Here is a 14,192-nt window from a genome sequence, read left to right on the forward strand (position 1 = left end):
ATGAAATATCAAATATTTGTTTGTGATGATGATATCTTGCAAGTACAAAATATTGCAAAGCATATTGAAAATACGCAAACAATTTTAACTAATGAAGAAGATAAAAATGGGGCTACATTTGAACAACCAGTAATTACATCAACATATAATCAAGCAATAGAAAAAATAAATTCTGAAACTATAAATGGTGGTATTTATTTTCTAGATATGATTTTAGATCATGAAAAAACTGGCTTGGATTTAGCAACTAGAATTAAAGATAAAGACCAGTTTGCACAAATCATTTTCATAACGACACATGATGAGATGGCATATTTAACATTTCAATATCATCTTGAAGCATTAGATTATATTATCAAGACTGATGATCAAGCTGAATTGCAGGATAGAATTACGCAAACAATAGAGCTGGCAATCAGAAAATTAATTGAAATAAAAACTATCAGTGAGGCTACTTTTTCGTACAAATTAGGGCATTATATTTATAAGGTTAATATTTCAGATATATTATATATTGCGACAACTTCAGCTGCTCATAGATTAGAATTAGTTACTAAAACTGGGATTAGTGAGATCCCTGGCAATATCAAAGAAATAGCTATAGATATGCCTAAGTTAGTAAAAATATCTCAGTCTTATTTGGTAAATCAAAATAACATAAAGGAAATAGATTTAAAAATGCGAATTGTTTCTTTTGGAAATAATATTAGAATACCATTTGCCAGAAGTAAAAAATATGTGTTAAGACGCCTTGCTAAAGAATATGGGTTATGAATTAATGCTATAATTTCAACATAAAGAAAGGTGAGAGCAAACCATGTCACAACCAATAATTGAAATTAAGCATTTACATAAAAACTTTGGCTCAACTAAAGCATTAAAAGACATAACTTTTAATGTAAACAAAGGTGAAGTCTTTGGCTTTATTGGCCCAAATGGTGCAGGAAAGTCTACTACCATTAGGATTTTACTAGGTATGTTGAAAAAAAGCAGCGGTCAAGCTACTATCTTAAACCATGATGTGTGGAGTGAAACTAAACTAATTCACCCACATATCTCCTATGTGCCAGGAGATGTTTATCTGTGGCCTAATTTGACTGGAGGAGAGATCATTAACTTTTTGTTAAAGCTTCATGGTCAATCGCATACTGCTAGAGTAGATGAGTTAATCAAGTTGTTTCAATTAGATATCACTAAGCGTGCACATACTTATTCAAAAGGCAACCGCCAAAAAGTTGCGCTAATTGCTGCCTTTGCAACTGATGCACAGGTTTATATATTTGATGAGCCAACAAGTGGGTTAGACCCATTGATGGAGGATCTATTCAGATCTGAAGTAGAAAAACTAAAACAAGCAGGCAAGACTATCTTACTATCGAGTCATATCCTCAGTGAAGTTGAAAAAATGGGCGATCGTATTGGCATTATTCGTGATGGTCAAATGATTGAAGTCGGGAACTTAAATGAGATGCGCCAGCTTAGCCGTACTATGGTAGTTGTATCAACTAAAAAGCCTATCGAAAGCTTATCTTTACCAGGCGTTCATAATGTAAAAACAAATGATAATGAATATCAGATATCAGTTGACAGTGACCAAATTGGCGCAGTTATTGAAAAATTATCTCAATATCAAATTCTGTCATTGCAAGTAAATACGCCAACTTTAGATGACTTGTTTTTGCGTTATTACAATCAAAAAGGTGATAACAGATGAAACAATTTAGACCTTTAATGGGCTTTACTTTAAAAAAAGACTACAAAAAAATCATCTTGTGGCAATTGGGATTACTTGCATTATTCATCATGGCCGCAAATAAAGTTGCTGCCTTATATGTAAATAAAGCTTCAATTGCTGCAATGTTTCAAACCCTGAAAACTCCTGCAATGATTGCAATTTTAGGTAAGTTTTCATTAACGCAATCTGCTAGTGTAGCAAGTTTATATGCAGCTGAAATGTTAGTATTTACTAGCTTAATCATTGCCATTATGAATATTTCAATTGCCTTGCATACTTTAAGCAATCAAGAAAATGGTGCGGATGAGTTGCTCAATGCTGCTATTAGTAATAAAAATCTTACTTTGAGTGTTTCTTTTGTAGAAATGGTTTTAGTCAACGTCATTACTAGTGTGGTTAGCTATATTTCATTAGTGGTAGTTAATCTATCTGGAGAAAATTTAGCAGGGAATCTATTATTCAGCATTGCAATGGGATGTTTTGGCTTATTTTTTAGCATGGTAGTTTTTTTAGTTTGCCAACTTGTATCTAGTAACCAAGCAACTATTTCTTATGCAATTTTAGCTGTTTTATTTGTTGCAAGAATGCTCACTGATGTGCGTATTCCTGACTATACTAGTTGGACAATCTATGGCTTAATTGAAAAACTCAACGTTTACACAACTAATAATTTTCAACCAGTATTGATTTTATCTGCATTAGTGCTGATCTTTGGTTCAATAACTTATTTATTACACCAAAATAAAGATTGGGGAGCAGGAATTATTCCGAACTTTGCTTATCATAAAAAATCAAGCAAGTTATTATCAAATCAATTTGCATTAGTATCAAGGCTCAATATTATTTCAATTATAGCTTGGATTATTGGCTTAGTTTTACTAGGTTTAATGTATGGTTCAATTTATGGTGATATTGGTAATTTATTGAAGTCTAATCCGACTTTCGGTCGCTTAATTGGCAAAGCTGCTGTTCATGAAAGCAACAAGATAGTTATCTTTGCCTTCACAAATAAAATTGCAGCAATTTTTGCAATTCTTGCTACAATCCCTGGCCTTAATGTAATTAATAAATTAAACACTGATGAACAAAAAGGTTACTTAGAATTAATTCACAGCAGCCAAAGTAGGCTAAAAACTTATTTAAGCTATCTCATCAATGCATATTTAATTGCTAGTTTAGTTTTTGTTTTAGGATCCGTTGCTTTAATTATCTCTGGACAAAAAAATAGTTTAGTTGGCGACATTAATCTAGCTGGCTTGTGGAGAATTGTTCCAGGATATTTGAGTGCAACATTAGCTACTGTCGCAATTGCAAGTTTGATCAGTGCATTTTTGCCCAATCTGCAACAACTAAGCTGGATCTTGCCTTTATATGGAGTGTTCACAAGCTATCTAGGTGGAATTTTTAAATTGCCAAAATGGATGAATAAATTAACTCCATATGGTTGGATCAACAATGTACCAACTGCGCATGTTGAATGGGTGCAAGTGTATCTAATATGTGGGTTGGTACTAGTTTTGAGCATAATTAGTTATTATGGATATAAGAATCGTGATTTATTAGTGAACTAAAAAAGCAAGCTAATGTGCTTGCTCGAATAAATAATTTAATCTCAATATTCCCTCATAACGGTTGGGATTCCTGAAGATCTGCACTTTGGTACTACCTGGGTGCAGGTCTTTTTGTGTCTTGGTGTAATCTGTGATTGAGTGGGGAACACTATCAATCAAGATGAAAACATAATCTGCCCACTGCATCCCTGTCCAGATTTCTCTTTCTTGTTCTTCATATGCATCATATAGACGAGTTTTACAATATTTTCGAATCTCTTGTTCAAAAGCTTGAGCTCTTTTATTGCCAACTACAGTAATATGCAAATTCTTTAGCCAGGCTAGCTTATATGGTGAAACAATCTCAACAACTTCATCTTGTTTGGTAATAGTAACTTCATTTTGCTTAGCAACTTTCTTTTTCGGCTTTTTCTTTGGGATGTGTTTAGCATGCACTGCTAAGTTATACATCCTAATTAACTGAAATGATTCACCTTCATCGAACTTGCACACTTTAATTGCAGCTCCATTGTAGTAATTTGGGTCATATTTTTGTGCAGAAGTAACTTCAATTGGGTATAAATTATCATTTAAGCTGTGGATAAAAGGCTTGCCCTCATCTAACTCCAGATATCCATACAAAAATGCATTATCAGTTGAAGATTCTTTTGTTAATTCATTGAATATCTTGATGAATTTTTGGTTCAATTCATCTAATAATACATATTGGTTAAAGGTGTCAATGTTCAACTGAGTAATCAATTTGTTAAGTGTTTTCGGAATTACCTGGCTATCATAGATATATTTTTTCCTTAACTGCTTCAATTCATCATGTAGTTGGTTGTTTACTTTAGCTAAATGATTATCTTGCTGTTTAAAAAATGTTTCATTATAAGTTAAGGCATCATTTTCTTTTTTCAAAAATTTAATCTTAGAATTAAGATAGTTCTGCTCATCTAATAAGGAATTGAATTTTTGTTCTTTTTTGATAAAAATACCAATCATTAAGTTCAAGAAATTAACTTGGCGCTCTAAATTTTCTTGAACAGTTAAACTTTCGCTAAAGCCTAATTTCCTCCAAAAATCACTAGCTTCATCGATCTGTTCTTGTTTAAAGGCTAAATCAATTTCTTTTTTTCTGATTTCACGCTCTTTTTGTTCGATTAAATCTTGTGCAGCTTGTTTAGTTTGCTTAATTTGTTTAGTTAACTCTTTGTTTTTTTGCTTAATTTTTTTAGATTCATAAAGATATTGCTGGCGCAGCTTTTTACTCAGAGCTTTTTGTTTAGCTAATTCGTTGTTTGCTTTTGACAAGTGTTTTTCTAAATTCTGCAGATCAGTAGTTTTTCCTTTTTTATTAATAACACTAGCTTTATGTTTAATCTTTTTTGCCCTTTTGAATAAGGCAAGTTTTCTTTTGTAAGCAACTTTTTGGTCTTTTTCTTTTTGCTCAAAAATATTATATGTTTTCATGCATCATCGCCACCCTTCAAGTTTTATTATACGGGAAAATGTGTTCTAGTTGGTAAATAAAAAACAAAATAACTTGAAAAGTAATGTTTACAAATGTAAACTACTAATTGAGGTGATGATATGTCTGAATCAATTACTCCAGCTGAGTGGCAAATTATGAAAGTTATCTGGACGCTCAAAAAAGCGACCAGTAGCCAAGTAATTGACCAGCTGCAAGATCAATGGAAACCTGCAACTATCAAAACATTATTGCGTCGGTTAGTTGACAAAAGGATCCTTAAAATTGACAAAGATAACAGAGCATATGTTTATTCATCATGTGTCCATGAACAAAAAATGATGGATGAAAGTGCTAAGAAACTATTTTCGCAGTTTTGCGCGATGCATACAGGTCAAACTTTAAATGACTTGATTAAACAAGCTGAACTATCTAAAACAGATATTATGCAGCTGCAAAAAACATTAGATCAAAAAGTAACAACAGCACCTGATATGGTGTCATGTAATTGTTTGAAAGAAGGCTAATTATGAATGATGAAATGAAACATATGGATCATATGCACATGGATCATGATATGCATAATATGGATCACAATATGAATATGAACCACAATGATATGATGATGCATGGTGGTCATATGATGCATATGGGAGATTTGAAGCACAAGTTTTGGTTTTGTCTGATTTTAATGATTCCGATTATTATCATGAGCCCTATGATGGGAATGAAGCTACCATTTCAATATATTAATGAACCCTTTACTGATTATGCGGTAGCAATTTTAGGCAGTGTTCTGTTCTTTTATGGTGGTAAACCATTTTTTACAGGTGCCTTAGGTGAAATCAAATCAAAAAAGCCCGCAATGATGACACTAATTGCGATGGGGATATCAGTATCTTATATCTATAGTATCTATGCAGTTATTGCTAATGACATTATCCATGTCCAAAAGCCAGTTACTTCTTTTTTCTGGGAGTTATCAACACTAATTGTGATCATGTTATTAGGACATTGGTTAGAAATGAATGCCGAAATGAATGCAGGTAGTGCATTATCTAGCCTAGCTAAACTATTGCCAGACACAGCTCACATGGTAATGGGAGATAAGATACATGATATTAAACTAGAGCAGTTGCAAGTCGGCGACATAGTTCAAGTTCGCAGTGGTGAAAAGATTCCTGCTGATGGGAAGTTAATCTCTGGATCAAGTTCAGTGAATGAGTCTATGGTTACAGGTGAAAGCAAAGCTGTCATAAAAACTGTAGGGGATACTGTATTTGGTGGCTCAGTTAATGGCAATGGCACTTTTGATATGAAAGTCATAGGTACTGGTGAAAGTGGCTACGTTGCAAAAGTAATGAACTTAGTTAATCAGGCACAACAATCTAAGTCAGATCAACAAAACCTGGCTGATAAAGTTGCTGGGTGGCTGTTTTATGCGGCAGTCTTTGTATCACTGTTGTCATTTGTTATCTGGTTAATGATTGATAACTTGCCAACTGCACTATCTATTGCAGTTACTGTTTTAGTAATTGCATGTCCTCATGCATTAGGATTAGCAGTTCCATTAGTAATTTCTAGATCAACTTCGATTGCCGCAAAAAATGGCTTGTTAATTCGCAACCGTAATGCAATGGAACATGTATCAAAGATTAAGTACGCTTTAATGGATAAGACAGGGACTTTGACCAAAGGCAATTTTGCAGTTACTAATTATGAAAGCTTAGATAAAGATTTAACTTCAGATCAAGTATTAACTATTATGGCAAGTCTAGAAGATGGATCAAACCATCCACTAGCAACAGGGATCTTGCATGAAGCTGATAAATTAAATCTGCAATATACACAAGCTCAAGATATTAAACAAGAAACAGGCCTAGGTATCTCTGGCACAATTGATCAAGTGAAATATTATTTAGTATCACCAAAATATTTGCTTGATCATAAGTTAGAATTTGATAAAGCAAAATTCAAAACATTAGCAAGCTCTGGCAAGACAATATCTTATCTAGTTTCAAATGATAAAGTCTTAGGATTAGTGGCTCAAGGCGATAGTATTAAGCCAGATTCTAAATACTTAATCACTGAATTGAAAAAACTTGGAATTGAAACTGTGATGTTAACTGGGGATAACCAAGTTAATGCTGACGCAATTGCTAAGATTTTAGGTATAGATCAGGTTTATGCACAATTGATGCCTGAAGATAAAGAAAAAATTGTGGAAAAATTCCAAAAACAAGGTGAAGTATTGTTTGTAGGTGATGGAGTTAATGACGCACCAAGTTTAGCAAAGGCAGATATTGGGATCGCAATTGGCTCAGGCACTGATGTTGCAATTGATTCAGCTGATGTAGTTTTAGTTAAAAGTGACCCAAGTGACATTATTAAATTCTTACATTTAGCTAAAAACACTAACCGCAAGATGGTTGAAAACTTGTGGTGGGGAGCCGGATATAATATTATTGCAATTCCACTTGCTGCAGGAATATTAGCACCAATTGGCTTTATGTTAAACCCAATGGTAGGTGCATTAGTGATGTCGTTATCAACGATTATAGTTGCATTAAATGCAGTAGATTTGAAGATGTAGTTAATGATTTAAATAAAGCAACTGATGATAAAGCAGCAAAATAAGACAGCATTAGATACTGCTAATAATGCAAAAGCTGATGCAACAACTGAGTACAATAAATATGATGCACAAACTGCTGAAACTATTGCGCAAAATAAAGCCGTAGGTGACTTACAAGCTAAAGTCGCCTCTGCACAAAGCGCATTAGATGCAGCTAAAGCAAAGTTAGCTAAGTTAGAACAAGCAGAGGCTGAAGCTGAAGCTCAAGCCAATGCCCAAAAGACAACTACTGATGAAACTCTAATGAGTGAAATTGCTTATGTACCAGTAATTAACAGCAATGCTAACTACAAAGTTGCTTTGCGTAATAACAAAGGCAAAATGACAGGTGAATACATTAACACTAACTCAAATTGGAAAGTAAATGCAAAGCGTATCAGTGATAAAGGAGACCAACAAATCAGAATTGGTAATGAAAACCAATGGATTCCTGTGAAGTATACTAATTTTAAGTTTAACAACTAAATAAAGAGGAGCTGTTCAAAATGCTCCTCTTTTGTTATGCTAACAAAAATTTATATAACGGAATTACTTCAATCTTTACTTCATTTTGAGTAATTGTTTTTTCTTCTTCATAAGTTATTATTCTGAATTTTTTGATAGTAGTATCCTTTTTGGCTAGTTTAATCAGATTGTCTATCTCACGCTTTTTAGAAAATTCATCTAGTGTCCAGCTGACTTGGATAGCTTCTTTTTTACTAGGTATATAAAAGTCTATGTCTATTCCAGTTTTTGCAGAATGCAGATAGAATACATCATCATGATAGTTATTGAATAAATTAATTGCCACAATGTTTTCTAATAATGCTGGATCTTTTTGAAATAAAAATAGATTTAAAATCCCGTTATCTAGAAAGTAAAATTTAGGGATACTTTCACGCTCTGAAAATTTAGAAGCAAAGTTCTTAATATCAAAAAGCAAAAATGCTTCTTTGGCATAATCTATATAGTTGATAGTAACAGGTGTGCTAATTGGATTTCCTGTGTTTTTGATATCTTTAGTTAAACTAGTGTATGAGATTTCATGCATTACGGTTTGAGCTATCTTATTAATTAATAAACTCAGTGATTTTTTGTTTCTAACATTATTGCGCTTGATAATATCGCCTAAGTAAATATCTTGATAGATATTGGTTAAATAGTTTCTAGCATATACTTGGTTTAAGCTCTCAGGCAATCCTCCATCATGTAAGTAAGCTGTAGTTGCAGTTTTGATTTTAGCAAGATCAGAATTTGTGTATAGTGCTCTTTGGTCATGAGTGATATCTTTAGCAGTTAAATATTCATCTAAGTTAAATGGGGTGATGTATTGCATCATATAGCGGCCGCCAAGTCTGCTAATAATCTCAGAGCTCATCATCTTGGAGTTACTGCCTGTAATGTATACACGTTCATTTTGGTCAGCCAACCTCCTTGCAAATCTTTCCCAGCCATCAATATTTTGGATTTCATCAAAAAAGTAATATGTCTTTTGATCACTGAGTTCGTTAGCCACCAGCACTATGTCATTAAGATCTGTTACATTCATATTTTGAAGTCGTTCATCTTCGAAATTGATGTAGATGATTTGATTCCAATCAGTTCCATTTTTAACTAGATCTTGGACAATTTTGTGCATTAATGTAGTTTTACCTGCACGTCGCATTCCAACCAGTACATAATTATCATTTGGTTCAAAAAAGTAACTTCTAGGGACTATCTTTTCATGTTTAATAATGTCTTGTTGGTTGAAGATGATACTTTTTAATAAACTAGATTGCAATTTTTAGCACCTCATTAAGTATACTTTATAAATTATTATACTATTGTAAAGCATACTTAACAATATTCTGAATTTTTGAAAAATATACTTAACAAATTGCACAAAAATAAGAGGAGCTTTATTGAAAACTCCTCTTTGTGTAATTGAATTATTTAACTTAGATACCTTTACTTAGCAAAGCATTTTTTGAAAAGGGGAAAGGCTTGATAGATGAACACGATCACGATCTAAACAATATTAAAAACTTAGTTCAACAGATTAATGAAGAAGTAAAAAATAAAACATGTTATAATTAAACAAAAAAAGAGCTCAGTGCTAACTGAACTCCTTTTACAGCCCGCTTTAAGAGCGGGGGCGATGATATTTTTTGACGAACGTCTACTCAATAACTTTCCAAAGTTATAATGTTGAGTGGCGTTTTTATTTGTTGTGATGATCTAAATATGTTAGCAATGCTAACATGAACATCCCCGAATAAAAGCATTAACAACAAATGGCGCTGAAAAAAATTCAACGCCTTTTCTTTACATATCACCATTTAAAATGGTATCTTTTACAATTACATAATCAACTTTAGTAATTGATTCTAAATCTTTTCCTCCAGCATAAGATATCGATGATTGCAGATCTTCTTTCATGGCATTTAGTGTATCTTTTATAGATCCACGATAAGGCACCAATAATTGTTTACCTTCAACATTATGGTGTCCATTTTTTTGCACTTCTGAAGCAGATCCCCAATATTGCTTATATTCTTTGCCATCAATTTTTAAAATATGACCAGGTGATTCTAAATGCCCTGCAAGCATTGATCCAATCATTACCATACTGGCACCAAATCTTATTGACTTAGTAATATCGCCATTATGACGAATTCCACCATCTGCAACTAATGGTTTTCTAGCAGCCTTGCTACATAAACGCAGTGCAGCTAGTTGCCATCCACCTGTTCCAAAGCCAGTTTTTAATTTAGTAATACATGCACGCCCAGGTCCTACACCAACTTTAGTTGCATCAGCCCCGGCGTTTTCTAATTCACGAACAGCTTCTGGGGTTGCAACATTTCCAGCAGTCAAAAAAGTATCTGGTAATTGCTTTTTGATATGTCTGATCATGTTGATTACATAATCACTATGTCCGTGTGCTACATCAATTGTGATATATTCTGGATTTAAATGTTCGGATTTTAATTGATCAATGAAATCATATTCTTCATCTTTAATTCCTACAGAAATTGAAGCATATAAGTTTTTATCATGCATTCGTTTTATAAAGTTAGCACGATCTTCTGGATTAAAGCGATGCATTACATAATAATAGTCATTTTGCGCAAGCCATGTAGCTAATTCCTCGTTAATTACACTCTCCATATTTGCAGGAACTACGGGAATTTTAAATTTCTTAGGTCCGAATTGCACACTGGTGTCTGCGTCTTTGCGAGATTTAATAATACATTTATTAGGTACTAGTTGAATGTCATTATAGTCAAAACTAATCATTAGTGATTGCCATCCCTTTTTCTATTTCAAATACTCAGTTAATATAATTGATTAATTTCAATATGTCAAATTAAATCCGTACAATTTTATTTTAGTAAAAACAAATTGTTCGAATAAGTCCTTGCGTAAAAATCAAAACTTTTGTAAAATGTTTAGGTTGAGTTTTTAAATAAATTTTGAGGTGACATATTAATCATGGAATCAATCGTAGTTGTCGGTATGCAATGGGGAGACGAAGGAAAGGGCAAGATCACTGATTATTTAAGTCAATCAGCCGATGTTGTTGTTAGATCTCAAGGTGGAAACAACGCTGGACACTCTGTTGTAATCGACGGAAAACGTTATGCATTGCGTTTAATGCCTTCAGGAATTTTTGGTAAAGACAAGATTGTAGTTATTGGTAATGGCGTTGTATTAAATCCTAAAGGATTATTAGAAGAAATCCATTATTTAAATGATGCAGGCTTTACTACTGATCATTTACGTATTTCTAACAGAGTACAAATTACGTTGCCATACCATATCTTGCTTGATAAGTGTCAAGAAGAAGCCAAAGGCGATAAAAAAATTGGTACTACTCAAAAAGGAATTGGACCTACCTACATGGATAAAGTTGCCCGTGTTGGTATTAGAATGGCTGATTTACTTGATCGCGATATTTTTGCAGAAAAATTACGTGCTAATTTAGATGCTAAAAATGAATTGTTCACCAAAATTTATCATGTTGAACCATTAAAATTCGATGATATTTATGAAGAATACTATCAATATGGTCAAGAATTAAAAGATTTAGTGACAGATACAAGTATCTTAATTAATGATGCATTAGAATCTGGCAAGCGAGTTTTATTTGAAGGTGCACAAGGCACCATGCTTGATATTGACCAAGGAACTTATCCATATGTTACTTCTTCAAACACTGTTGCAGGTGGAGCTTCAACTGGAGCTGGGGTTGGACCAAATAAGATTAAAACTATTGTTGGAATCTGCAAAGCTTACTGCACTCGTGTAGGGGAAGGACCATTTCCAACTGAATTATTAGATGAAACTGGTGACGAAATTCGTGAACGTGGTCATGAATATGGTACTGTTACTGGTCGTCCAAGAAGAGTTGGTTGGTTTGATAGTGTTGCAATGCGTCATGCCAAACGTGCAGATGGTACTGATTTATTGAGTCTTAACTTGCTTGACGTATTTTCTGGTATGAAGAGCGTAAAAATTTGTACAAATTATGAATTAGATGGTGAAATTATTGATTATTACCCAGCTGATTTGAAGACTTTATATCGCTGCAAGCCAGTTTATGAAGAATTACCTGGTTGGGACGAAGATATTACAGGTATTAAAAACTATGAAGATTTACCCCAAAATGCTAAAAACTACTTGAAGCGTTTATCTGAATTAGTTGGCATTCCATATGCTACAGTATCAGTAGGTCCTGATCGTGAACAGACTATTATTGTTAATAAATTGTGGAAATAAGGATATATTATCATGATTGAACGTTACACTCGTCCAGAAATGGGCAAAATTTGGTCATTACATAATCGTTATGCTTCTTGGTTAAAAGTTGAAATTGCAGCAACTAATGCTTGGGTAAAACTAGGTGAAGTTCCTGCATCAGATGCTAAAAAAATTGCTGAGAATGCAAGTTTTACTGATGAAGAAATAGCTCGCATGGAAGAAATTACCCACCATGATGTGGTTGCTTTCACTAGAACAGTTTCTGAATCTTTAGGTGATGAAAAAAAGTGGGTTCACTATGGTTTGACTAGTACAGATGTTGTGGATACTGCAAATGGTGTTGTCTTAAAACAAGCTAATGAATTGTTGAAACAAGACTTGGTTAACTTGCGTGAAACTGTAGGCAAATTAGCAAAAAAATATAAAATGACAGTAACTATGGGTCGCACACATGGAGTTCATGCAGAACCGACAACTTTTGGGTTAAAGTTGGCACGTTGGTATGCTGAATTAACTCGTGATATTGAACGATTTGATCATGCAAGTGCAGGTGTTGAAACTGGAAAGATTTCAGGTGCTGTAGGAACATTTGCTAATGTGCCACCAGAAATTGAAATTAGTGTCTTAGATGAATTAGGCTTAAATCGTCAACCAATTACTAGTCAAGTCTTGCCTCGTGATTTACATGCAGAATACATTATGACCATTGCATTAATTGCTAGTGGGATTGAAGAATTTGCTACTGAAATTCGCTCGCTGCAACGCTCTGAAATCCATGAAGTAGAAGAGCATTTTAATGCAGGACAAAAAGGTTCATCTGCTATGCCTCATAAGCGCAATCCAATTGGTTCTGAAAATGTATCTGGACTTGCTAGAGTAATTCGTGGTTATGTGACACCAAGTTTAGAAGATATTAATTTATGGCATGAAAGAGATATTTCTCATTCATCAGTAGAACGTATTATCTTGCCAGATGCTACTGAATTGCTTGATTATATCTTGAATCGTTTTAATCGTATTTTAACCAATTTAGATGTTTTCCCAGATAGAATGAAACAGAATATGGATCTTACCTATGGCTTGATTTATAGTCAAAGAGTTTTGTTGAAGTTAATTGAAACTGGATTATCTCGTGAACAAGCTTATGATATGGTGCAAAGATTAACTAAGAGATCTTGGGATGAACATCTTTCATTTAGAAAATTAGTTGAAGCAGATCCTGAAATTACTTCACGTTTATCTGAAAAACAAATAGCTGATGCATTTGACTATCATTATCACTTACGCTATGTTGACAAAATTTTTAAACAAGTTGGGCTTTAAGCCTTTACAAAAAATATAAAAACGTGTAACTTATTAATCAAATAATAGTTCCTTTAAGTTTAGTCCAGAGAGGCTAGTAAGGTTTTGATTAAATAGATAAATAATAAGCCACTAGTCTTGAAGAATATACTTTAGGATTAGTGGCTTTTTTGATACGGAGGGTTATAAAATGGCCAAAGAAATAATCGACGCAATTAATATGAAACGCGCTTTGACAAGAATGACTTATGAAATCATTGAACAAAATAAAGGTGTAGATGACATTGTCTTAGTTGGAATTAAGACTCGTGGCGTTTATCTTGCAAAAAGAATTGCTATGAGATTAAAGCAACTAGAAGGAGTTGAAGTTCCAGTTGCTGCGTTAGATATTTCTCAATATCGAGATGATATTCAAAATGCTAAAAAAGATATTGAAAAATTACCATTTGATATTACTGGTAAGCATGTGATTTTAGTTGATGATGTTTTATTTACAGGGCGTACAATTAGAGCTGCAATGGATGCTTTAATTGACCAAGGCCGTCCAAAGTCGATCAGTCTTGCTATTTTGGTTGACCGTGGTCATAGAGAGTTGCCAATTAGACCTGATTTTGTCGGTAAAAACATTCCGACTGCATTAAATGAAAAAGTTGATGTCTTTGTTGAAGAAATTGATGGCAAAGATGGTATTGAAATAGAAACAATAAGTTAAAGACCATTTTAATTGTCTCCAGAGAGAGCAAAAAGGGTCTTAAGATTTGACGTGAGGTCATA

General features: G+C 33.5%; 12 protein-coding genes. 9 read left to right on the top strand and 3 right to left on the bottom strand.

Annotated elements, in window-relative coordinates; genetic code table 11:
- Genes AC38BG_RS03110 through AC38BG_RS03120 form a run of 3 tightly spaced genes read left to right on the top strand, consistent with a single transcriptional unit; the run spans nt 1 to nt 3,306 of the window.
- Entirely contained in the window at nt 1-774 is a 774-nt protein-coding gene (locus tag AC38BG_RS03110; protein WP_489937703.1) for a LytR/AlgR family response regulator transcription factor, read from the top strand.
- A 43-nt stretch (nt 775-817) separates the two neighbouring features.
- Nucleotides 818-1,714, top strand: coding sequence for an ABC transporter ATP-binding protein (locus AC38BG_RS03115; RefSeq protein ID WP_489937704.1), 897 nt, complete (start codon nt 818-820; stop codon nt 1,712-1,714).
- Nucleotides 1,711-3,306 carry an ABC transporter permease gene (locus tag AC38BG_RS03120; protein ID WP_489937705.1) on the top strand — a complete coding sequence of 532 codons (1,596 nt, stop codon included), beginning with the start codon at nt 1,711-1,713 and terminating at the stop codon, nt 3,304-3,306. Before AC38BG_RS03115 ends, AC38BG_RS03120 begins: the two co-directional genes overlap by 4 nt.
- A gap of 9 nt (nt 3,307-3,315) precedes the next feature.
- Here AC38BG_RS03120 and AC38BG_RS03125 read toward each other — a convergent pair whose 3' ends face one another.
- A complete protein-coding gene (locus AC38BG_RS03125; RefSeq protein ID WP_489937706.1) occupies nt 3,316-4,758 on the bottom strand; it encodes a hypothetical protein in 1,443 nt (480 codons plus the stop codon).
- Between the two features lie 120 nt (nt 4,759-4,878).
- Between AC38BG_RS03125 and AC38BG_RS03130 the strand changes: the two genes are divergently transcribed.
- The 3 genes from AC38BG_RS03130 to AC38BG_RS03140 are packed head-to-tail and all read left to right on the top strand — an operon-like array spanning nt 4,879 to nt 7,856.
- Nucleotides 4,879-5,283, top strand: a complete 405-nt coding sequence (locus AC38BG_RS03130; RefSeq protein ID WP_489937707.1) for a CopY/TcrY family copper transport repressor — start codon at nt 4,879-4,881, stop codon at nt 5,281-5,283.
- Nucleotides 5,284-5,285: 2 nt separating this feature from the next.
- A complete protein-coding gene (locus AC38BG_RS03135; protein ID WP_489937708.1) occupies nt 5,286-7,349 on the top strand; it encodes a heavy metal translocating P-type ATPase in 2,064 nt (687 codons plus the stop codon).
- Nucleotides 7,350-7,373: 24 nt separating this feature from the next.
- Nucleotides 7,374-7,856: a hypothetical protein gene (locus tag AC38BG_RS03140; protein ID WP_489937709.1), complete on the top strand. Its 483-nt coding sequence runs from the start codon at nt 7,374-7,376 to the stop codon at nt 7,854-7,856.
- Nucleotides 7,857-7,890: 34 nt separating this feature from the next.
- On the opposite strand, the gene AC38BG_RS03145 is transcribed toward AC38BG_RS03140, so the two are convergent.
- Both AC38BG_RS03145 and AC38BG_RS03150 read right to left on the bottom strand, forming a co-directional pair.
- Nucleotides 7,891-9,153 carry an ATP-binding protein gene (locus AC38BG_RS03145; RefSeq protein ID WP_489937710.1) on the bottom strand — a complete coding sequence of 421 codons (1,263 nt, stop codon included), beginning with the start codon at nt 9,151-9,153 and terminating at the stop codon, nt 7,891-7,893.
- 524 nt (nt 9,154-9,677) lie between these two features.
- Nucleotides 9,678-10,652 carry a GMP reductase gene (locus tag AC38BG_RS03150; protein ID WP_489937711.1) on the bottom strand — a complete coding sequence of 325 codons (975 nt, stop codon included), beginning with the start codon at nt 10,650-10,652 and terminating at the stop codon, nt 9,678-9,680.
- Between the two features lie 195 nt (nt 10,653-10,847).
- On the opposite strand from AC38BG_RS03150, the gene AC38BG_RS03155 reads away from it, so the two are divergent.
- The 3 genes from AC38BG_RS03155 (at nt 10,848) to pyrR (ending at nt 14,130) form a co-directional block, all read left to right on the top strand.
- Nucleotides 10,848-12,134: an adenylosuccinate synthase gene (locus AC38BG_RS03155; RefSeq protein ID WP_489937712.1), complete on the top strand. Its 1,287-nt coding sequence runs from the start codon at nt 10,848-10,850 to the stop codon at nt 12,132-12,134.
- Between the two features lie 12 nt (nt 12,135-12,146).
- Nucleotides 12,147-13,439: an adenylosuccinate lyase gene (purB, locus tag AC38BG_RS03160; protein WP_489937713.1), complete on the top strand. Its 1,293-nt coding sequence runs from the start codon at nt 12,147-12,149 to the stop codon at nt 13,437-13,439.
- A 169-nt stretch (nt 13,440-13,608) separates the two neighbouring features.
- Nucleotides 13,609-14,130 (top strand): bifunctional pyr operon transcriptional regulator/uracil phosphoribosyltransferase PyrR, encoded by a 522-nt coding sequence (gene pyrR / locus AC38BG_RS03165; RefSeq protein WP_489937714.1) that lies wholly within the window; start codon nt 13,609-13,611, stop codon nt 14,128-14,130.
- The last annotated feature ends 62 nt before the right edge of the window (nt 14,131-14,192 follow it).

This window comes from Lactobacillus sp. M44 (genome assembly GCF_058130005.1).